Source organism: Furfurilactobacillus sp. W61-4 (genome assembly GCF_057545565.1).
Window position 1 is genome coordinate 272,205 of sequence record NZ_BAAJNZ010000003.1, and the last position, 21,445, is coordinate 293,649.

Consider the following 21,445-nt stretch of genomic DNA (forward strand, 5'->3'; position numbering starts at 1 on the left):
GCTAATACCTGAATTAATTTACAATAAAAAGTATATAATTTTTATTTTAACGAACATAATTAACCGATAGTTCTAGTAACTAGCGCAAGAAATCAGACAAAAAACGACATCTCAATTTCCAAACAAGAAATGAGCTGCCGTGTAATAATTTTGTTGAATTAGGATATTTTACAACGCTACTGCGCAACTTTAGCAATTCGTCCCTGTTCAATATAGACAGATAGAATCGCAATGTCGGCGGGGTTGACCCCTGAAATCCGACTCGCTTGAGCCAGTGTTTCTGGCCGAATTTTCAGTAACTTCTGCCGACCTTCAGTGGCTAATCCCTCAATCGCTTCATAATCGATATTAGCAGGAATGGCTTTAGCTTCCATGCGCTTTAACTTGGCGATTTTTTCCTCGGCCTTTTTAATGTAACCAGCATACTTTAATTCGATCTCAACTTGCTCGATCACCCGATGATCCAATGGCTGATCTGGTTCAGGAATAAATTGTAACAAGTCTTGATAAGTGACTTCTGGTCGCCGTAAAAAGTCGGCCGCCAACACGCCATCTTTTAATGGCGCGTCATCATGTTCAGCCAACCAAGCGTTCACCTGATAAGTAGGCTTTACACGGACCTGTTGCAGGCGTGTCAGTTCCGCTTCAATTGCCGTCTGTTTCGCCTCAAATTGAGTGAAGCAATCTTCACTAATTAAGCCCAATTCGTGCCCCATCGCTGTTAACCGTAAGTCTGCATTATCATGCCGCAAAATCAATCGATATTCGGCCCGACTTGTTAATAGTCGATAAGGTTCTTTCGTACCCTTAGTCACCAAGTCGTCAATCATGACACCGATATAAGCATCAGACCGCTTTAACGTAAAATCAGCTTGACCCAAGGCACGGCGACCCGCATTAATGCCGGCAATCAATCCTTGTCCAGCAGCCTCTTCATAGCCTGAGGTGCCATTCATCTGACCGGCGGTGTATAAATTCTTAATGAGCTTTGTTTCTAACGTATTCCGCAGTTGATATGGCGCGACCACGTCGTATTCGATCGCATAGCCTGGTCGCATCATTTCTGCATCTTCCAGTCCCTTAATGGAGTGCACAATCTGCTGCTGAATTTCCTCTGGCATCGAGGTCGACAACCCTTGAACATACCATTCATCCGTTCGACGACCTTCGGGTTCCAAAAACAATTGATGACGACTCTTGTCCGCAAATCGAACAATTTTGTCTTCAATTGATGGGCAATAGCGTGGTCCAACCCCTTCGATGACGCCAGAAAACATCGGCGCCCGCGATAAATTCTCGCGAATAATATCATGCGTATGTTCATTGGTATAAGTCAACCAACAGCTTAACTGATTCGCAACGGTTAGGTAATCTGAATCTGGTGTCTCAAAACTAAAATGATTCGGCTGTTCATCACCGGGTTGCTCTTCGGTTTCATCATAGTGAATTGTGCCACCGTCCACTCGCGGTGGTGTTCCTGTCTTAAATCGTTCCAAATCAAACCCTAGGGCTTCAAGATTCTCCGATAATTCAATGGATGGTTGAGAATTATTCGGGCCTGATGAGTACATCAACTCACCAATAATAATCTTACCGCGTGAAGCAGTCCCAGCAGTCAAAACAACAGATTTGGCGCGATATTGAGCACCCGTTGCCGTTTGGACACCTTGACAGATACCATCTTCGACTAACAGTGAAGTAACGACTCCTTGCCGCAAGGTTAAATTAGGTTCCTTTTCCATCGTTAGCTTCATTTCTTCATGATAAGCATGTTTATCAGCTTGCGCACGTAAAGCACGTACAGCCGGGCCTTTACCCGTGTTTAGCATCCGCATCTGGACATACGTTTTATCAATGTTATGCGCCATTTCTCCGCCCAGCGCATCGATTTCACGAACGACGATTCCCTTAGCAGGACCACCTACTGATGGATTACATGGCATAAAAGCAACCATCTCCAATGAAATTGTCATTAATAATGTTTTATTACCCATTCGAGCAGCAGCCAGCGCTGCTTCAGAACCTGCATGGCCAGCGCCGACAACAATCACATCGTAGGCGCCCGCCTGATATGGCTTTCCTTTTGAAATCATCTAGTTTACCCTTTCGCTTCCACACCAATATTTAATCGAATTGTTTCATGTGAAACAGACTATTTTCCTAAACAAAATTGCGAGAACAATTGTGTTAACAATTCGTCCTGAACTGAATCCCCAGTAATCTCACCGAGCAAATCCCAAGCACGGGTCATATCAATTTGGACTAAATCAACTGGCATTCCTGCTGCAATCCCGCTCATTACATCGTCTAATGAAGCGGATGCTTGCTTCAACAAGCCGATGTGCCGCGCATTAGTGACCATCACCGTCGTTTGACTATTTTCAATTCCACCAAAAAATAGCGTGGCAATTTGATCTTCAAGTTGTGACAAGCCGTCATTCGTCAAAACAGAGGTTCCGATCACACTATCATCGCCGACGAGCGTTTGTAAATTAGCTAAATCAACCTGTTGAGGAAGATCCGTTTTATTTAAAATAACGATTCGTTTTTGACCAGCCGTCGCCTCAATCAGCTCGCGATCTTCACTTGTTAACGCTTCACTACCATTGATAACTAATAACGTTAAATCCGCAGTTGCCAGCGCTTGTTTAGATCGTTCAACACCAATCTTTTCGACTTTATCATCTGTCTCATGGATTCCCGCGGTGTCTACCAACTTCAAGGGCACCCCCTTCACGTTGACATATTCTTCAATGACATCTCGCGTCGTTCCGGCAACGTCAGTCACGATCGCTTTGTCTTCATGAAGTAGATGATTTAGGAGGCTTGACTTACCAACATTAGGTCGACCAACAATCGCCGTTGCTAGGCCTTCACGAAGCACCTTACCTTGCTGGGCCGTTTCTAACAACTCGCTAATGCGGACTTTGACGTCTTGTGCCTTTTCTAATAACAACTTAGTGGTCATCGTTTCCACATCATCATATTCGGGATAGTCAATATTAACTTCTACCTGTGCTAAAACATCTAAGATATCTTGGCGCAGCTGCCGAATCAACGTTGCCAAATTACCATCCAGTTGATTTAATGCCACTTTCATCGAACGGTCCGTCTTAGCTCGAATTAAATCCATCACAGCTTCAGCTTGAGATAAGTCAATCCGTCCGTTTAAAAACGCTCGCTTCGTGAATTCACCCGGTTCGGCTAGCCGGGCACCGTGACTTAGCAACAGTTGTAAGATACGATTTGTCGCCACAATCCCACCATGACAGTTGATTTCAATGACATCTTCTCTAGTAAATGTCTTGGGGGCCCGCATGACAGACACCATCACTTCATCGACTTCTTCATCGGTATCCGGGTCAATAATGTGTCCATAATTAATGGTATGACTCGCAACTTGCGCTAAATCACGGCCTTTAAAAACCCGTTGCGCAGTTGATAAAGCTGCTTCGCCACTCAAACGAACAATTGAAATTGCCCCTTCACCAGGTGGCGTTGAAATCGCTGCGATCGTATCAAACTCAGTAATTGTTTGTGACATATTTCCTCGACTTCCCTGCATAGTAGACTATGTGACTTAATCCACGGCATAAAAAAAGTGCCACCTCACGCGTCATTACACGTGAGCAAAGCACTTTGACTACTTTAACTCTAATTGTTTGTTTTGAATGTGTTCATCTTAAAAGCGTCGTTGCCATTTGTCAACTACTTCTGTTTTAGAACAGAGCGTGAGCCAGGCTGTTTTGAGTCCGAGCAACAACTGGCAATCATGGACGGGTGGGTTTTACCCGTTAGTGATTGTTGGTTGTGCACAGGACTCAGGCCTGGCAAGCGCGTTTACGCCAGTAAGCAGAACTTGACGTCATTTACCTTAAATCCTGCTACCGTGGCGAAATGACAACGGCTCGTCGTGGCTCGCGGCCTTGCGAACTCGTGACCACATAATCATGGTGCGCTAACTCAGTATGAATCACTTTACGCTCAAAAGCTGGCATCGAATCGAGCAAAGCCGGTTCACCACTTGCGATGACCTCCCGCGCAGTATTATCGGCCAAACGTCTTAGCGTATTAGCCCGTCGTTCTCGATAACCAGCCACATCAAGTAACAAATCAAAATGTTGCAGTCCCAAACGTAGCATAAACGTGGTTCCTAAAACTTGCAGGGCATTGATCGTTCGTCCATGACGTCCGATCAAGAGACCTTCTTGCTGCGTGGTAAAAGTTAAGGTAGCACTTCGATGATCTGCTTCGGCATCCACTTCAGCTTCAATACCCATTTGAGCTAGCAAGGTTAGCAAATAATTAGCCAATGCTTCCATACTTTGATCCACTTTTGCTTGGTTTAGCCGTTGTCGTTCCCGCACTGCTGCTGGCGACAATGTTGTGTGCGTTGGATGTGGATGGTCTCCTTCACGCCGGCGAACATCCGCTTGGGCATCCACGTCACGTTCTAACTCTTCCGTCCGCTTAGTCACTACCGGATCGGTCGGTCGAAGGACTTCACGAACTGGACGCTTAGCCTGTGGTCGCGCGGCGCTGACCGCTGCTGACTGCTGTGGTAGCTCACTTGCTTCTTGAATGCCAGTGCTTTGATTTAAATTAGTCACTTGAATGGGTTTAATCGTCAAATCCACAATTGCCGGTTGTTTCAGCCGTCCAAACCAACCGTGAACTGGTTCACTAATCACCGTCACCGTGACTTGTTCCCGACTAATTTGAATTTTTTTTAAGCCATTTTGGATAGCTTCTTCCACTGTTGTTCCTTGATACTGCGTCACGGTAATCCCTCCAAGTCTCAACCAAAAACTTGAGTTTATTGTAGCATGGACGACGAATGAAACTGCGAAAAATCATTTTTTTACAGGTAATAAAGGTAAAATTCGCTCAATCAAAGCTTCCGCCAAAGCAGTTTTACTCATCATCGGTAACGATTCCGGTGCTTGGTGAGGACGTAAAATTGTCACCTCGTTTGTATCTGCATTAAACCCACGATCTTTTTTTGAAACATCATTAGCTACCAACATCGCTAACTGTTTCTCAGTTAACTTGTGCGTGGCATTTTCGATTAATTGCTGTGTCTCAGCTGCAAAGCCAACCATCACCTGTTGTTTACGCTGACCGGCTAATGTTTTCAAAATGTCCGGATTTTTAATTAATGACAAGGTCATCTGGTCATTGTCTGTCGTTTTTTTGATCTTTTGTTCGGCGACAGTTGCTGGGCGAAAGTCGGCCACTGCTGCTGCCATAACAATCACATCTAATGTCGAAAATTGCTGTTGAATCGCCGTTAACATCTCTTGCGCACTTTCTACCGGCACTAATGTTACACCTGCAGGAATCGCTCGATCATGGACCGTACTGACCAAAATAACTTTTGCTCCCTGATCGGCTGCGGCGCTTGCTAGTGCATAACCCATTTTTCCGGAAGAATCATTGCTGATATAACGAACAGGATCCAGCCGCTCTTTAGTCCCACCAGCAGTCACCAATACCGTCCGGCCCTGTAATTGACCAGTCTTTAAAGCAACTTGGTAGCGGATAAAATCAACAATCGCCGCTGGGTCAGGTAATCGGCCACGACCGGCGTATCCTTCTGCCAGCATCCCCACAGCAGGTTCCATAATGATCACGCCATCCTGGCGCAACTGTGCTAAGTTTCGCTGTGTTACGGGTGCCTGCCACATATGTTCATTCATTGCCGGGAAAACTAATTTCGGTGCAGTAGTGGCTAACAAGGCGGCCGTCACCGCGTCATCAGCGATGCCATTAGCTAATTTAGCTAAAACGTTAGCCGTCGCGGGAACGACAACGGCTAAATCTGACCAATCGGCTAATTCGATATGCGGTACCAATTGATTGGTCGCCTGGTCAAATAAGTCAACCAATACCCGCTGCTTGGTCAAAACGGCAAAGGTTTGGGGCGTGACAAATTCAGTAGCACTTTGGGTCATTGCGACTCTCACCTTAGCGCCTTGTTTAATTAACCCTCGAACAACCGTCGCCGCTTTATAGACAGCAATTCCACCAGTAATATAGACAGCAATCTGTTGATCCTTTAACATCTTGTTTCCTCCGTATAAACCTGATGATTCATTTCGCACGCCAAGCTCGTACCAGACTACTGAGGGCGAGTAAAACAGTGATAATTAATCCAGACACTGGCAAAAAGTAGATTCCAATTAACGCGATCGTCAAACCCGCGTACAAGGTCCAGGCATGATAGCCTGATTGTTTGCCGGTAAATGGTGCGTCGGAACTCGTTCGTTGAAAATCGTGAACCATTTTTGTATAGCTTAGCGACCACAGTAACTGAACCCCAACATACAGCCATTCACTCAACCGCGCATTGGGAAATGAACCAACAAACGATGTTACCCAGGGGAAAAAGCTGAGCCACAACAACCAGAGAACATTGTCCCAATAAAGCTGCGTCGTAATACGCTTGGTGTTGTTGAACAATTCATGGTGGGTATACCAAACGACCATGATAAACGTAAAACTAATCACGTAAGCTAGAAATTTACTTCGTTGCGCCAACAGTGCGGCTAAGTTTGTACCATTCGGTATGGCAATTTGCAACACGATTAAAGTCACAATAATCGCAATAATGCCGTCAGTAAACCCCAATAATCGCTCACGATTCATGGTGATAGCTGGACCAAGTCGGCTCAAATGAGGAATAACCGAACTTACCGTTAATAACAAGATTCCGCCAATACCAAAGAATGGTGACCAAAAGCAGAGTACCATGCTAAGTAGAACGACTAAATAATGAAAGCTGATTAAACCGCGGGTTGCACCACCAACACGATAGAGCGCCTCCTTTTGCTTGGGATTAGTTCGTGCGAGCGCAAAAACCAATAAATTGTATGTTGACAACCAGATTAGCGAAATGAATAAATAGCTAAATTCAGGCAAAAAGTGACTCGGATATCGACCGACCCACACCGTCGCTAACGGTAACAAGGACATACTAAAAATCCATAGGGTATTGGCAAAATAGACCCGAGTATCAATCAATTGAGCTAAATTAATTAAGTTATGATGATTATACCAAGTCACAAAAATTAACCCAAAGCTAACCACATACGCAGCGATAAGGCCCGTCTGCGCAAATATTGCCGTGAACGTTGGTTTAGTTGGTGCGCTAATTTCTAAAACGAGCAAGGTGACCTCAATGGCAATGATGGCGTCAGAGAATGCACTGAAGCGTGCTTTATTCATACTAAGCATCTCCATTTGATGTTTCTTCCATCATAAGTGTACGTGCAATTCACCAACAAAACTACTGAAAATCATTTGTATTTATTATCAATCATTCAAAATTAAATTGCCCCATAGACAAATCGCCGGCGAAAACGTCCATGCCGCTAATCAGTTGTTCCGTTTTAGGTTCAAAATAGAAAATTATTCCCATTGAACGGTCAAATGTGATAATATTTGTTCTTGTCACACGTTTGTAAGGCTAGTCGTCTTGAACTATTAATAATCAGCGGCTATTCTTTAACCAACGTGATGCTAAAATACTTTTATTTTTTATAATTTCTAGTGAATTTTCATAAAAAGTTAGGAGTGCAATTCTATTGGCAAAAACAGTTCAACCTTCACAAGCAGACATTGACCGGCTGACGACGTTACTTATTCATGGTCATTTAACCGACATTTATGCCCTGCAAAAAGTTAACGTGGGCGCCGCAGATTTAACTAAACTCAGTCTTCGCGATATTTTACTAATCACTGAAATTGGTCTCGAACCAAATATTACATCCTCAAAATTAAGTCGGATGTTCAGAATCTCTAGTCCTTTATTATCCACCCGGATTACCGCATTGATGCGCCTTGAATTGGTGCAACAATCTGAAGATTTAACCGATCGGCGCGTGCATAATTTAACGCTTTTGCCAAAGGGAACTGAAATCTTCGATGCTTGGTATGCACGGTTGCAAGAATTGGCCAAGCAAATTCTAACCGTCTTTCCTCGAGAGAATGTTGACAATCTTGAGTCAAACATTGACTTCCTTCTCAACACCATTAATGGATACCTCAAAGATATTTAATTATGTCAGTAGCTCATGGTTCAGGTAATACCTGAGCAAAAAAACAGCCCCGCTCCATTTTTTGGAGTAAGGCTGTTTTTTTAATGCTTAGAGATTCTCATTACCGTCGCCGTGAACGACGGGCTTTTTTAATTGCTCGTTGCCGCGCTTGCTCTTGTGCTTTTTTAGCGGCTTGCTTCTCAGCACGCTCACGATTAATTTGCCAAGGATTTTGAATTAATAATGTCTGTCCTGCTTGGAACGCATTTGAAATCACCCAGTATAACGATAGCGCAGTTGGCACTGACAAGGCGGTAAAGAAGATAATCACCGGCATCCCCCAGACCATGACTGCGTTCATTGAGTTGGTCTCCGGCTGACTCTTAACACTCAACCAAGAACTAACCCAAGTGAATAATGCCGCTAAAATCGGCAAAATGAAGTATGGGTCGCGATCACCTAAGTGCATCCACAAGAAGTTCCCCGTCTTTAATACTTCAGTCCGATAAATTGCTTGATACAACGCCCAGATAACTGGCAACTGCACTAACATTGGTAAACAGCCTGAAACAGGATTATAGCCAACTTCTGCATATAATTTCCGCGTTTCTTCCTGCAGTTTTTGTTGCGTTGCAGCATCACGAGAAGAATATTTCTTCTGTAATGCGGATATTTGTGGCTGAATTTCTTGCATCTTCCGCATGGAGCGCGTTTGATAAATCATTAACGGCAAGATGATAATTCGGATGATTAAGGTGATCCAAATGATCCCCATCCCATAGCCACCGAATTTACTCAGCCAGATAATAAATTGACTCATATTATACAGGATCGTATGATCCCAAAAGCCAGTGCTGTGACTTGTAATCGCTTGTTTCCCACACGCTGCTAGAAACAAACTGGCCGTGGCAATTAACGTTAATGCTAGTCCGCGGCGGCTCTTTTTACTGGCTCGATGTTCGCGTTGTTTCACGATGTTTTCCTCATCTTTTAAAGTCTAATGGTTTTTACTCAGCAGCCAGTAATTTGGCCAACCGTAATGCATGAACTAAATTTCGTTTCGTATCTGCCATCGATAGTCCATCGGCAGATGGTCTAGCAATCACTAAGAAATCAACATCTTGACGCAACATTGGTTTTAACTCCAATAATGACTGACGAATGCGTCGTTTAACCCAGTTACGGTGAACGGCGTTACCAATTTTCTTCCCAACCGAAATTCCCACTCGAAAATGCGGCTGTTGTGGCTTAGCTAAAGTATAGATAACAAATTGCCGGTTAGCCACGGAATTTCTGGTTTCAAAGACCGTTTGAAATTCACTTTCCTTTTTAATCCGGTAAGACTTTCTCACGCGTCCTCATCTCCTCCATGCCTGAAATCCAGTCAGTTAAAAATAAAAAAGGTCACTGAATAACTCAGTGGCCTGTTTTTATGCAGATAATACTTTTCTGCCCTTTTGGCGCCGACGTGCTAACACCTTACGGCCGTTACTTGTGCTCATCCGTTTCCGGAAACCGTGAACACGCTCGCGGTGACGTTTCTTTGGTTGGTAAGTTCTTTTCATGTGATTTGCACCTCCTTTATGGGATCGTCATGCCACAGATACCTGCGGGACGACCCACTCGGATATCCAGCGTTCTTGCTGACTGACCTAATTCAAAAATTAGCGCACGAAATAACTCGTGCAATTCTTAAACATAATATCATAGACAACCGCGCTTGAAAACAATGAATTTTTGTTTTAACGATCTCGATTTTAAAAAACCGTTGATTAACTTATCGAAGTTATCCACACCCCCTTCCACAAGTTTAGGGAAAACTATGACCGTATTTTGACCAAAACACCAGATATCGACAGGTGAATCCACGAAATAACAGGCTGTTATTAAAGTTATCCACATGTCCGTTTTCGTTTGTGGATAACTTTTACGAGGCCTTTACTCTCAGCTCTTTTTAATCACAATTACCGGTGGAAAACTTGTTTCACAGAGACGAAATTCGTTGAATTCCCGTTCCTGTGGAAAACTAATCCCCTTGTCTGTGGAACATTTTTGATTTACCTCTCCTTGCCTGTGGAAAACTTGTTTTCTTCATGCTAAAGTTGATTCTGCAGATTTTGATTTAGGCGAATTAGTCAGACGGCTTTCACAATTCAAGTTTATTCCGTCTGACATTATTATTTAGGAGGCATCGTTGTGGTTGACAAAGATACATTATGGGCCGGTTTGAAAAAAAGCTTTCAAGCTGATCTTTCTTCCGTAACCTACAAAACATGGGTTGCATCGGCTGAGCCGATCTCATTTCAGGCACCGCATTTTCGCCTACAAGTTCCCTCACAACTACATAAAGACTACTGGGAACGCACTTTAACACCAAAGCTCGTTGAATTTGCGTATTCTGACTTTCAGGCGGAATTGGAACCTGAATACATTATTGCCGGTCAAGTGCCGACTACGCCAGAACCCGCAACCACCATGGCCCCTAGACCGGTTCCGACCACCACGGCCAAGCGACAAAACTCGCTTAATGATAAGTACACCTTCGATGCCTTCATTATTGGTAAAGGAAACGAAATGGCCAATGCGGCTGCCCAAGCAGTCTCTGAAGAACCTGGGACTCTCTACAATCCATTGTTTTTATATGGCGGTGTTGGCTTAGGCAAAACCCATCTGATGCAAGCCATTGGCCATGCCATGATTGCTGTAAATCCTAACACCAACGTCATGTATGTCACTAGTGAGGAATTTACCAATGATATGGTGATGTCCATTCGTGACAAGACCCAAGAACAGTTCCGCCAAAAGTACCGATATGTCGACCTCTTATTAGTAGATGACATTCAATTCTTTGCTGATAAAGAAGGAACCCAAGAAGAGTTTTTCCATACGTTTGAGCAGTTATATAACAACAGTAAGCAAATCGTACTTACCTCCGATCGTTTGCCAAATGACATTCCCAAGCTGCAAGATCGTTTAGTCAGTCGTTTTAAATGGGGGCTATCTGTTGATATCACGGCGCCCGATTTGGAAACGCGAATTGCCATTTTGCGTAATAAGGCTGATCGTGAGCAGATCCAAATCCCCGATGACGCACTAAGTATTATTGCCAGTCAGGTGAATAGTAATGTGCGTGAATTAGAAGGCGCTTTGGCCCGCGTTCAGGCTTATTCGAAGCTACAGCATCATGAGATTGATGAAGACTTGGTTCATAAAGCTTTGAAGAGTTTGAATCTAGAAAACAAACCAACCTTGACGATTGAATTGATTCAACAAAAGGTTGCTGCCTACTTCGATGTTAATGTCATCGACTTAAAAGGTAAAAAACGGATGAAAGAAATTGTGGTTCCCCGTCAAATTGCCATGTACTTAGCTCGTGAGCTGACCAATTCATCCTTACCAAAAATCGGCAAGGCCTTTGGTGGCAAGGATCATACGACGGTATTACACTCTTGTGATAAGATTGCGGACGCGTTAACATCTGATCCAAAGTTATCTGAAAATATCCAACAGCTTAAAATTGAGATACAACGGCGTTAACAACTAGCGTATGATTAAAGTTGAGCTTTGACTTGGCTGTGGAAAAGCCGGCAAAAGAGTAGGTTGTTTTCCTCGAGTTATCCACATGGGGAAAACTCGGGTTCATCAGTCACCTTTTAGTTTTCCACAGCTTCCACATGCTCTACTACTACTACTGTCTTTATAATTAAATTAAGTAATGGGGCTTTGCCCCAACATTTACATAATCACTTGGGGGCACTGAAATGAAATTTACAGTCAATCGACAACAGTTCATTAAAAAACTCAATGATGTTTCACGAGCCATTTCAACGAAGACGACAATTCCGATTCTTACCGGATTAAAATTAGTTGTGACCGATCACGAAATTATCTTTACCGGTTCGGATACTGACATTTCCATTGAAACCACGTTACGTGGTGATGACGATGCCACGGAATTAACCGTTGAAGAACCTGGGCAAATTGTGTTATCAGCCCGCTTCTTTAGTGAAATTGTCAAACGACTGCCTGAAGCGACGATGACCATCTCCGTTAAAGAAGGTTTTCAAGCTAATATCACATCTGGTGCAGCAGCATTTACAATCAATGGCTTAGATGCGAATGGGTATCCGCATTTACCAGAAATTGATGGTACTGATGAAGTTAATCTGGCTGGCGATGTTTTTCGAGATATCATCAATACCACGGTTATTGCTGTCTCTAATCAAGAGAGTCGTCCGATCTTAACTGGGGTTCACTTCACACTTAACGGTGATCAATTTACAGCAGTTGCCACTGATTCCCATCGACTAAGTCAACGGAAAGTTACTTTGCCAGAAGCTGCCGCCGAGACGCACGATGTGATTATTCCTGGTAAGTCGCTGGTTGAATTATCCAGAATGATTAACGAAGATAGCCAAGATGTTAAAATGCGGTTATCAGAGAATCAAGTCCTCTTTATGTTAGGTGACACAGCGTTTTATTCTCGTTTACTAGAGGGGAATTACCCAGATACGTCACGGTTGATTCCAAGCGAATCAGAAACGACAATGGAGATTACAGCTCCTTCGCTACTATCAGCAATTGAGCGTGCTTCGTTACTGTCACATGAAAGTCGTAATAATGTCGTTAAACTGACGTTGAAAGCGAATGAAAATTTAGCCACAATTTTTGGTAACTCGCCTGATGTTGGGGCGGTTGAAGAAAACTTGTCAGTGGTCACATTAGCTGGTAATGATTTGGAAATCTCATTTAACCCTGACTACTTAAAAGATGCGTTACGATCTTTTGGTCAATCGCAAATTAAGCTGAGCTTCACATCTGCTTTGCGACCATTTACGTTAGTTCCAAGTGAAGATGGCGATAACTTTATTCAACTCATCACGCCTGTTCGAACATTCTAACTTCAATTGAATTAGTTGATTGCCAACGAGTACCAACATAAATAGCACTGTTTCCCGATCTTTTAGGAAGCAGTGCTATTTTCGTTGGCTGGAATTGGTAGGAGTTTGGGGCTAGCTATTGGAGCAAAGTTCGTCTCGCATCTACTTACATCACAATCCCTTTATCACCATTCAGTGGTGGTGATAAAAGATCATCGAGTTATTAACGTCTGAAATCGCCTCTGAGGGATTTTAGGGGATGGGCAGTATCGAGTATTTAAAAACCCTTAAAACGAACGCTAGGCCGTTAAAAATGGTTTATCGATTGTTTTTCACTATTGAAACCGGTATAATATTTACTGTAAGTAAGGATGGTGTTGATTGTGAAAAAAGAAGTATTAATCAAGACAGCCTTCATTACTTTGGGACAATTATTGAAAGAGGAATCGGTTATCGATTCCGGCGGTCAGGCAAAGTGGTATCTCAAAGATCATGCGGTTGCCATTAACGGTGAACCGGATGATCGACGGGGACGAAAGTTATATCCTGGCGATTCAGTTGATGTCCCGGATGTAGGGCTATTTTTTATACGACAAAATCAAGCGAACACAACTTCAGAAAAGGATGCGTAATGTACTTAGAAAGTTTGCATCTGAAGGATTTTCGTAATTATTCGACCCTCGATGTAGACTTTGATCAAGGAGTTAACATCTTACTAGGGGAAAACGCGCAAGGAAAGACGAACTTATTAGAGGCAATCTATGTATTGGCATTGACGCGGTCGCATCGAACCGCTAATGATCGCGATCTAATTGGTTGGCAAGCTGACGAGGCATTGGTAGCTGGTCGCGTCCGAAAAGCCAATACGACCACGCCCTTAGAACTCACCTTTAGCAAAAAAGGGAAAAAAGCCAAGGTTAATCATCTCGAACAGGCGCGATTATCGGGATACATTGGTCAACTTAATGTGATCTTATTTGCTCCGGAGGATCTAGCGTTAGTCAAGGGTTCACCCTCGATTCGTCGTCATTTTATCGACCAAGAGTTTGGCCAGATGAGTCCTAAGTATCTTTACAATGCAGGGCAATATCGGACCATCCTGCGCCAGCGAAACAATTATTTGCGGCAATTACAGCGGAAACAGGCAAAAGATTTGGTCTTTCTTGGCGTTTTAAGTGATCAGTTGGCAGCTTTTGGGGCTGAATTAGTTGTTGCGCGGTTGACGTTTCTCAAGCAGTTGGAAAAGTGGGCGCAAGGCGTACATGAGGTAATTTCTCAAGCACGTGAAGAGTTGACATTTGACTATATTAATCAAATCAAGGCGACGCCTGAGGCCTCCGTTGAGAGTTTGTATCAGGCCTACCAAACGGCTTTTGAACGGCAGCAACAAAAGGAAATTGAACAAGGCACAACGCTGATTGGCCCCCATCGCGATGATTTACACTTTTTAGTGAACGGAAAAAATGTTCAAACATTTGGCTCTCAGGGACAACAGCGAACAACGGCGCTATCTGTAAAGCTAGCCGAAATTGACCTGATGAAGGCGATCACTGGTGAGTATCCAGTGTTGTTATTAGACGATGTGTTGAGTGAACTTGACGATGCCCGGCAAACGCATCTACTGCGGTCTATTCAAGATCGCGTGCAGACGTTTTTAACCACGACGTCGCTCAGTGGAATTACACGAAAACTAATTAATCCACCGACTGTCTTTAACGTCAGTGGTGGGCAATTACGGCCGGATTCATCGGAAGCTTGATTGAGTAGTTGGAAGAATGACAGGAGGAATGAACGTGGCTGAAGATAACGAACAGCAATTAACACAGGCACAACGTGAGCAAGCTGAGCAGGCGGAAGCCGATCAGGCCTCAAAAGTTGCGTCAGGGGATGCTGCGACTCGAGAAGCAGAAGCTGGTCAGTATAACGCGGATCAGATTCAAGTTTTAGAAGGACTCGAAGCCGTCCGTAAACGTCCTGGGATGTATATCGGGACCACCACGTCGCAAGGACTCCATCATCTGGTATGGGAAATTGTTGATAATGGTATCGACGAGGCCTTAGCTGGTTTTGCAAATGAAATCAACGTGGTCGTGGAAAAAGATAATTCCATTACCGTCACAGATAATGGCCGGGGCATTCCAGTTGATATTCAAAAGAAGACTGGTAAACCAGCGTTAGAGACTGTTTTCACGATCCTGCATGCCGGCGGTAAGTTCGGCGGTGGCGGTTATAAAGTTTCTGGTGGTTTGCACGGGGTTGGTGCCTCGGTAGTTAACGCGTTGTCATCAGAACTCGACGTTCGAGTAATGCGGAACGGTAAAGTGTATTACATGGACTTCGCCACGGGGCGCGTCAAAACGCCAATGAAAGTGATCGGTGAGGCAGACCCTCACGCGCACGGGACGATTGTGCACTTTAAACCCGACGACGATATTTTCCGTGAAACGACAACTTATGATATTAAAATTTTAACGACGCGTATTCGTGAACTAGCCTTTTTGAATAAAGGGTTGAAGATCACAATTGAAGACAAACGGCCTGAAGAAGCCACGTTTGCGGCCTTTCACTATGAAGGTGGCATTAAACAGTATGTCGAGTATTTGGACAAAGGTAAAGATGTCTTATTTAACGATCCAGTCTATGTTGAAGGCACCCAAAAGGGCATTGTTGTCGAAGTCAGTTTGCAATATACCGATGACTTCCACAGCAACTTGCTGACGTTTACGAACAATATTCACACGTACGAAGGCGGGACCCACGAGACCGGATTTAAATCGGCACTGACCCGGGTCATTAACGATTACGGGCATAAGAGTGGGCAATTAAAAGATAATGATGATCCTTTATCTGGTGATGATGTACGTGAAGGTTTAACCGCCGTTGTCTCAATTAAACATCCTGATCCGCAATTTGAGGGGCAAACCAAGACTAAGCTTGGTAATTCGGATGCACGAACTGCGACAGATCATCTATTCAGTGACACGTTTAGTCGGTTTATGATGGAAAATCCCGATACGGCTAGAAAGATTGTCGATAAGGGAATTCTGGCTTCTAAGGCACGAGTTGCGGCTAAACGGGCGCGGGAAGTAACGCGGAAGAAGTCGGGACTAGAAATCTCGAATCTTCCTGGTAAATTGGCTGATAACACATCGAAGGATCCGGCAATTTCAGAATTATTTATTGTCGAAGGGGATTCTGCCGGTGGCTCAGCTAAACAGGGACGTTCACGGTTAACTCAAGCGATTTTGCCAATTCGTGGGAAGATCCTTAACGTTGAAAAAGCCAGTTTGGATCGGGTGTTGGCGAATGAGGAAATTCGGTCCTTGTTTACTGCGTTAGGCACTGGATTTGGTGAAGATTTTGATATTTCTAAAGCGAATTATCATAAATTAATTATCATGACCGATGCCGATGTGGATGGCGCTCATATTCGTATCTTGTTGTTAACTTTGTTCTATCGGTTTATGCGACCAATGATCGATGCTGGCTACGTGTACATTGCTCAGCCACCGCTTTATCGAGTGGCCCAAGGTAAAATGATGCGCTACATCGATTCAGACGAGGAATTGAACACGATTTTAGGCCAATTACCACCTTCGCCAAAACCAACCATTCAACGGTACAAAGGGCTAGGTGAAATGGACGCTGAACAATTATGGGAAACGACAATGGATCCAGAAAAACGTCGCTTACTGCGTGTTGATCTACAAGATGCCATTGAAGCTGACCAAATTTTTACGATGCTAATGGGTGACAAGGTCGCACCACGGCGCGAATTTATCGAAGCCAACGCGAAATTTGTTGAAAATTTGGATGCTTAGCATTTAGTGTGTACGGCTTCAAGACGCATTGTGTCACACTGAGATTGTTGTCGTGTTCCACAATGCTGAAGCCTGCGCCTAACTTAATCATCGCCATTGACCAAGAACGTCAATCCCGCTGATTTTGTTAGTGCTCAGCTTCAGGGCACATTGTGTCACACTGAGATTAAAGGAGTTGCAAAATGAGCGAAGATTTACCGAGTCGCATTACCGACGTCAATCTGTCGCAAACGATGCGGACATCATTTTTGGACTACGCCATGTCCGTCATTGTGGCACGGGCGTTGCCAGATGTGCGTGATGGGATGAAACCAGTTCATCGGCGAATTTTGTATGATATGCATGAACTGGGCAACACGCCAGACAAGCCTTACAAAAAGTCCGCCAGAATTGTGGGAGACGTGTTAGGTAAGTATCACCCCCATGGGGATAGCGCTGTGTATGAGTCAATGGTTCGCATGGCACAAGATTTCAGTTATCGGTACATGTTGGTTGATGGTCATGGGAACTTTGGGTCGGTGGACGGCGATGGTGCCGCAGCCATGCGGTACACTGAAGTTCGAATGAGCAAAATCGCGCTAGAAATGTTGCGAGACATCAACAAAGACACCATTGATTTTCAAGATAACTATGATGGCACAGAACGGGAACCAACCGTTTTGCCGGCTCGTTTTCCCAATCTGTTGGTGAATGGGACCTCAGGGATTGCCGTGGGGATGGCAACCAGTATTCCACCGCATAACTTATCTGAAGTTATCAAGGGGATTCACATCCTGATGAATAATCCGGAAGCGACGACTGCTGACTTGATGGAAGCCATTCCGGGACCAGACTTCCCAACTGGTGCAATCGTCATGGGGAAAGCAGGCATTCGCAAGGCCTATGAGACCGGAAAAGGTTCCATCACGGTCCGTTCTAAAGTCGATATTGAAACAGCTAAGAACGGTAAAGAACGCATCATTGTGACGGAATTGCCCTATATGGTTAATAAGGCTCGCCTCATTGAACATATTGCTGAATTAGCCCGCGACAAACGAATTGAAGGAATCACTGATATCAATGACGAATCCGACCGTGAAGGATTGCGGGTGGTAATTGATGTTCGCCGAGATATGTCGGCATCGGTAGTTTTAAATAACTTGTATAAGATGACGATGTTGCAAACGTCCTTTAGCTTTAACATGTTGGCGATTGAGGACGGCACACCAAAAGTGCTGGGCTTAAAGCAAATTTTGATTGATTACTTACGCCATCAAGAAAGTGTGATCCGGCGGCGGACTGAATTTGATCTAAAACGTGCGCAAGCGCGAGCTCATATTTTGGAAGGTTTGCGGATTGCATTAGATCACATCGATGCGATTATTTCGATCATTCGTAATTCTCAAACAGCTGATATTGCTAAAACGCAATTGATGGAGAACTACTCACTTTCCGATAAACAGGCACAAGCCATTTTGGATATGCGGTTGGTTCGGTTAACCGGTTTGGAACGGGGTAAAATTGAGGATGAATACAATGCCTTGATGAAAGACATTGCTGATTATCAGGATATTTTGGCTCATGAATCACGGATTAATGAAATCATTTATCAGGAATTATTAGAGGTTCAAAACAAATTTGGCGATGCACGACGGACAGAACTACAAGTTGGTGACATTTCGAGCATCGAAGATGAAGATCTTATTGAACAAGAAGACGTCATCGTCACTTTGACGCACAAGGGCTATATTAAGCGCCTACCAACGACTGAATTTAAATCGCAACATCGTGGTGGTCGTGGTATTCAAGGCATGAATGTGCATGATGATGACTTTATTGAGCATTTGATTTCCACTTCAACCCATGATCGTCTATTACTGTTTACCAACACCGGTAAAGTTTATACGATGAAGGGCTACGAAATTCCTGAATATGGTCGGACGGCCAAAGGAATCCCCGTGATCAATCTGTTAGGGATTGATGGTGGTGAACGCATTCAGGCAGTGATCAATGTCACTGGAGACCCGAGCGAAAGCAAGAATTATTTGTTCTTTACGACGGTTCACGGGGTCGTCAAACGCACAGCGGTGACAGAATTTAGTAATATTCGCAGTAACGGGTTGAAGGCGATTACGCTACATGATGATGATGAAGTCATGAATGTGTCGATTACCGATGGTAGCCAGAACATGATTATCGGTACCCATGCGGGCTATGCAGTCTCATTTGCGGAAACAACGGTTCGTGACATGGGTCGGTCAGCTGCCGGGGTCCGTGGGATTCGGCTACGTGATGATGACTTTGTTGTTGGTGCTGACGTATTAAGTCCTGATAGTCATGTATTGGTTATCAGTGAAAAAGGTTATGGGAAGCAGACCAAAGCCAGTGAGTACCCGATTAAAGGCCGCGGTGGTAAAGGGATTAAGACCGTTAATGTGACGAAAAAGAATGGCCCATTAGCTGGGCTAACGACTGTTGATGGCACTGAAGACATCATGCTGGTCACTGACAAGGGTGTCATGATTCGGTTTAACATTAATAGTGTGTCCGAAACTGGCCGGGCAACCTTGGGGGTTCATCTCATTCGGATTGATGAGGATGCTTCTGTTGCCACGATGGCAAAGGTGGAACCAGAGTTGCCTGAAGATGAAACCGATGCTGGTGCAACGGAAGGTACAGTGACGGGACCGGTAGCTGGCGATCAACCTGCTGGCAATGCTGATGCACAAGTAAAGGAACTTTTGCAACGAGCAGAGAACGATGATTCCGATGATCCGGATGCTGAATAGCAGTTGTTAAACATGTTTATCCAAAGAAAGTGGTTTCAGTTTTTAAACTGAAGCCATTTTTATAATTGAGTTTAAAAATAGTATTGATTGCCTTTTGTAAGTTGTTTGGGCGACAATGGTCTTATATCAAAATTTAGTTCAGACGGGGGTTATCAGATGAGTGAAGCAAAAGACCTATTGGTTGTGACCACAGAACACATTCCAGGACAAGAGTATGAAGTGATTGGGGAAGTCTTTGGCTTAACCAGTCAATCTAAAAACGTGGTTAAGAATATTGGCGCTGGATTAAAGAACATCGTGGGTGGCGAAATCAAGGCGTACACAGAACTGTTGACTGAAGCGCGGGACATTGCTATTGGTCGATTGCGCGATAACGCTAAGGCCATGGGTGCTGACGCAGTTGTAATGATGCGCTTTGATTCGGATTCCATCAGTCAAGATATGGAAACAGTTGCCGCTTATGGAACGGCAGTCAAATTTAAATAGTGTTGAAAATTACGCCTTGTTTGCAAGGTGTTTTTTTGTGATCTGGCGTTTAAAAATAGAGAAGCCGCGTATGTATAGTTGTGTGAACGAACTTCAGGTGTCCGGCAAAGGACCTTGTTATTAAAGCTCCAGCATGCTATACTTTTAGCTTGTGAGCGTTCGTCTTAATTAACGAACGACGCCTTACCCACTGGAATAACAGTGGGTCAATAGACCATAAGGAGGTAGACAGTCGATGTTAGCAACTAAGTATGAAATTACTTACATCATTCGTCCTGATTTAGACAGCGAAGCTAAGCAAGCCTTAGTGGATCGTTTCGACAAAATCTTGACGGACAACGGTGCCCAAATTGCTGATTCAAAGGACTGGTCAACTCGGCGCTTTGCGTACGAAATCGGAGGCTTCAACGAAGGAACTTACCACGTTGTTAACCTAACCACTGACCAAGCCGAAGCTTTAAACGAATTTGATCGTTTGGCTAAAATCAACGATGGCATTTTGCGTCACATGATTGTTAAACGTGACGCTTAATAATCAGTAAAACTCAACTTTTACAGAGAGGAGCACTTCACTATGATCAATCGCGCAGTTCTCACTGGTCGTTTGACTAGGGATCCTGAAGTTCGTTACACACAATCAGGTGCTGCTGTCGCTACCTTTACATTGGCTGTGGACCGTCAGTTCACTAACCAACAGGGGCAACGTGAAGCAGACTTCATTAACTGTGTTATTTGGCGGAAATCTGCAGAAAATTTTGCTAATTTTACGCATAAAGGATCCTTGGTGGGGATCGAAGGTCGGATTCAAACCCGAAATTACGAAAACCAACAAGGCCAACGCGTGTACGTCACAGAAGTGGTCGTTGAAAACTTTGCGTTACTTGAATCCCGTTCACAAACTGAACAGCGAGCAAGTAATACGAATAACAATGACAACTTTGCCAACAACGCTCCTCAAGCGGGAAGTGCCAATCCGTTCGGGAATAACGGTGGGGGTAATGGAAGCAATGTTAGCAATGCGCCAACCAGCAACCAGCCTGCTCAACCTGTCGATCCGTTTGCCAGTAATGGCGAAAGTATCGATATCTCGGACGATGACCTTCCATTCTAATTTTAATCGTTAGGAGGATTAGACAATGGCAGATCAACGTCGTCGTGGTGGTAACCGTCGTCGCCGTAAGGTAGACTTTATCGCTGCAAACCACATCGAATACATCGATTACAAAGACACTGAATTATTGCAACGCTTCATCTCAGAACGAGGCAAGATTTTACCTCGCCGAGTAACTGGGACGTCCGCTAAGAACCAACGTCGTTTGACGGTGGCAATTAAGCGTTCACGGATCATGGGCTTGCTTCCATTCGTGGCTGAAGACTAATTGAACGTATTGAAAAGCAGTCCATGATGGGCTGCTTTTTTAGTGCGCAAGGAATGGTACTGTTAGTTAATT

Annotated in this window: 19 protein-coding genes; 11 read left to right on the forward strand and 8 right to left on the reverse strand. The window is 44.2% G+C overall.

Annotation, left to right across the window (positions count from 1 at the left end; genetic code table 11):
• Positions 1-176: 176 nt before the first annotated feature.
• The 5 genes from mnmG to AC27FN_RS05540 form a co-directional block, all read right to left on the reverse strand.
• Positions 177-2,093 carry a tRNA uridine-5-carboxymethylaminomethyl(34) synthesis enzyme MnmG gene (mnmG, locus tag AC27FN_RS05520; protein WP_487167011.1) on the reverse strand — a complete coding sequence of 639 codons (1,917 nt, stop codon included), beginning with the start codon at positions 2,091-2,093 and terminating at the stop codon, positions 177-179.
• 59 nt (positions 2,094-2,152) lie between these two features.
• Positions 2,153-3,544 carry a tRNA uridine-5-carboxymethylaminomethyl(34) synthesis GTPase MnmE gene (gene mnmE, locus AC27FN_RS05525; protein ID WP_487167012.1) on the reverse strand — a complete coding sequence of 464 codons (1,392 nt, stop codon included), beginning with the start codon at positions 3,542-3,544 and terminating at the stop codon, positions 2,153-2,155.
• 340 nt (positions 3,545-3,884) lie between these two features.
• On the reverse strand, positions 3,885-4,781 hold the full coding sequence (gene jag, locus AC27FN_RS05530) for an RNA-binding cell elongation regulator Jag/EloR (protein WP_487167013.1): 897 nt from the start codon (positions 4,779-4,781) through the stop codon (positions 3,885-3,887).
• 72 nt (positions 4,782-4,853) lie between these two features.
• Positions 4,854-6,065 carry a bifunctional phosphopantothenoylcysteine decarboxylase/phosphopantothenate--cysteine ligase CoaBC gene (gene coaBC / locus AC27FN_RS05535; RefSeq protein WP_487167014.1) on the reverse strand — a complete coding sequence of 404 codons (1,212 nt, stop codon included), beginning with the start codon at positions 6,063-6,065 and terminating at the stop codon, positions 4,854-4,856.
• Positions 6,066-6,093: 28 nt separating this feature from the next.
• A complete protein-coding gene (locus AC27FN_RS05540; RefSeq protein ID WP_487167015.1) occupies positions 6,094-7,227 on the reverse strand; it encodes a TMEM175 family protein in 1,134 nt (377 codons plus the stop codon).
• Between the two features lie 359 nt (positions 7,228-7,586).
• Here AC27FN_RS05540 and AC27FN_RS05545 point away from each other — a divergent pair, with 359 nt between their 5' ends.
• On the forward strand, positions 7,587-8,060 hold the full coding sequence (locus AC27FN_RS05545; RefSeq protein ID WP_487167016.1) for a MarR family winged helix-turn-helix transcriptional regulator: 474 nt from the start codon (positions 7,587-7,589) through the stop codon (positions 8,058-8,060).
• 100 nt (positions 8,061-8,160) lie between these two features.
• On the opposite strand, the gene AC27FN_RS05550 is transcribed toward AC27FN_RS05545, so the two are convergent.
• From AC27FN_RS05550 to rpmH, 3 genes are all read right to left on the reverse strand, one after another.
• The gene (locus AC27FN_RS05550) at positions 8,161-9,012 is read right to left on the reverse strand and encodes a YidC/Oxa1 family membrane protein insertase (RefSeq protein ID WP_487167017.1); all 852 of its coding nucleotides are present in this window, start codon (positions 9,010-9,012) and stop codon (positions 8,161-8,163) included.
• 34 nt (positions 9,013-9,046) lie between these two features.
• Positions 9,047-9,391 (reverse strand): ribonuclease P protein component, encoded by a 345-nt coding sequence (rnpA, locus tag AC27FN_RS05555; protein WP_487167018.1) that lies wholly within the window; start codon positions 9,389-9,391, stop codon positions 9,047-9,049.
• A 78-nt stretch (positions 9,392-9,469) separates the two neighbouring features.
• Positions 9,470-9,604, reverse strand: coding sequence for a 50S ribosomal protein L34 (rpmH, locus tag AC27FN_RS05560; RefSeq protein ID WP_002828338.1), 135 nt, complete (start codon positions 9,602-9,604; stop codon positions 9,470-9,472).
• Between the two features lie 631 nt (positions 9,605-10,235).
• Between rpmH and dnaA the strand changes: the two genes are divergently transcribed.
• From dnaA to rpsR, 10 genes are all read left to right on the forward strand, one after another.
• Positions 10,236-11,576 (forward strand): chromosomal replication initiator protein DnaA, encoded by a 1,341-nt coding sequence (gene dnaA / locus AC27FN_RS05565; protein ID WP_487167019.1) that lies wholly within the window; start codon positions 10,236-10,238, stop codon positions 11,574-11,576.
• Positions 11,577-11,800: 224 nt separating this feature from the next.
• Complete coding sequence (gene dnaN / locus AC27FN_RS05570) at positions 11,801-12,940, forward strand: DNA polymerase III subunit beta (protein ID WP_487167020.1); 1,140 nt, start codon at positions 11,801-11,803, stop codon at positions 12,938-12,940.
• Between the two features lie 350 nt (positions 12,941-13,290).
• A complete protein-coding gene (gene yaaA, locus AC27FN_RS05575) occupies positions 13,291-13,551 on the forward strand; it encodes a S4 domain-containing protein YaaA (protein ID WP_487167021.1) in 261 nt (86 codons plus the stop codon).
• Positions 13,551-14,678, forward strand: coding sequence for a DNA replication/repair protein RecF (gene recF / locus AC27FN_RS05580; RefSeq protein ID WP_487167022.1), 1,128 nt, complete (start codon positions 13,551-13,553; stop codon positions 14,676-14,678). The genes yaaA and recF overlap by 1 nt, the downstream gene beginning before the upstream one ends.
• Positions 14,679-14,712: 34 nt before the next feature.
• Complete coding sequence (gene gyrB / locus AC27FN_RS05585) at positions 14,713-16,740, forward strand: DNA topoisomerase (ATP-hydrolyzing) subunit B (RefSeq protein WP_487167023.1); 2,028 nt, start codon at positions 14,713-14,715, stop codon at positions 16,738-16,740.
• A gap of 182 nt (positions 16,741-16,922) precedes the next feature.
• Positions 16,923-19,508, forward strand: a complete 2,586-nt coding sequence (gyrA, locus tag AC27FN_RS05590; protein WP_487167024.1) for a DNA gyrase subunit A — start codon at positions 16,923-16,925, stop codon at positions 19,506-19,508.
• Positions 19,509-19,664: 156 nt separating this feature from the next.
• Positions 19,665-19,994, forward strand: coding sequence for a heavy metal-binding domain-containing protein (locus tag AC27FN_RS05595; protein ID WP_487167025.1), 330 nt, complete (start codon positions 19,665-19,667; stop codon positions 19,992-19,994).
• Positions 19,995-20,229: 235 nt separating this feature from the next.
• Positions 20,230-20,526 carry a 30S ribosomal protein S6 gene (rpsF, locus tag AC27FN_RS05600; protein WP_487167026.1) on the forward strand — a complete coding sequence of 99 codons (297 nt, stop codon included), beginning with the start codon at positions 20,230-20,232 and terminating at the stop codon, positions 20,524-20,526.
• 42 nt (positions 20,527-20,568) lie between these two features.
• Entirely contained in the window at positions 20,569-21,105 is a 537-nt protein-coding gene (ssb, locus tag AC27FN_RS05605; RefSeq protein WP_487167027.1) for a single-stranded DNA-binding protein, read from the forward strand.
• Between the two features lie 25 nt (positions 21,106-21,130).
• Positions 21,131-21,373, forward strand: a complete 243-nt coding sequence (rpsR, locus tag AC27FN_RS05610) for a 30S ribosomal protein S18 (protein ID WP_017262420.1) — start codon at positions 21,131-21,133, stop codon at positions 21,371-21,373.
• Positions 21,374-21,445: the final 72 nt, after the last annotated feature.

Coding starts and splice junctions, on each gene's coding strand:
- dnaN (WP_487167020.1), top strand. CDS start 11,801: ATGAAATTTACAGTCAATCGACAACAGTTCATTAAAAAACTCAATGAT.
- rpsF (WP_487167026.1), top strand. CDS start 20,230: ATGTTAGCAACTAAGTATGAAATTACTTACATCATTCGTCCTGATTTA.
- AC27FN_RS05595 (WP_487167025.1), top strand. CDS start 19,665: ATGAGTGAAGCAAAAGACCTATTGGTTGTGACCACAGAACACATTCCA.
- gyrA (WP_487167024.1), top strand. CDS start 16,923: ATGAGCGAAGATTTACCGAGTCGCATTACCGACGTCAATCTGTCGCAA.
- recF (WP_487167022.1), top strand. CDS start 13,551: ATGTACTTAGAAAGTTTGCATCTGAAGGATTTTCGTAATTATTCGACC.
- mnmG (WP_487167011.1), bottom strand. CDS start 2,093: ATGATTTCAAAAGGAAAGCCATATCAGGCGGGCGCCTACGATGTGATT.
- yaaA (WP_487167021.1), top strand. CDS start 13,291: ATGGTGTTGATTGTGAAAAAAGAAGTATTAATCAAGACAGCCTTCATT.
- AC27FN_RS05540 (WP_487167015.1), bottom strand. CDS start 7,227: ATGAATAAAGCACGCTTCAGTGCATTCTCTGACGCCATCATTGCCATT.
- coaBC (WP_487167014.1), bottom strand. CDS start 6,065: ATGTTAAAGGATCAACAGATTGCTGTCTATATTACTGGTGGAATTGCT.
- mnmE (WP_487167012.1), bottom strand. CDS start 3,544: ATGTCACAAACAATTACTGAGTTTGATACGATCGCAGCGATTTCAACG.
- rpsR (WP_017262420.1), top strand. CDS start 21,131: ATGGCAGATCAACGTCGTCGTGGTGGTAACCGTCGTCGCCGTAAGGTA.
- rpmH (WP_002828338.1), bottom strand. CDS start 9,604: ATGAAAAGAACTTACCAACCAAAGAAACGTCACCGCGAGCGTGTTCAC.
- ssb (WP_487167027.1), top strand. CDS start 20,569: ATGATCAATCGCGCAGTTCTCACTGGTCGTTTGACTAGGGATCCTGAA.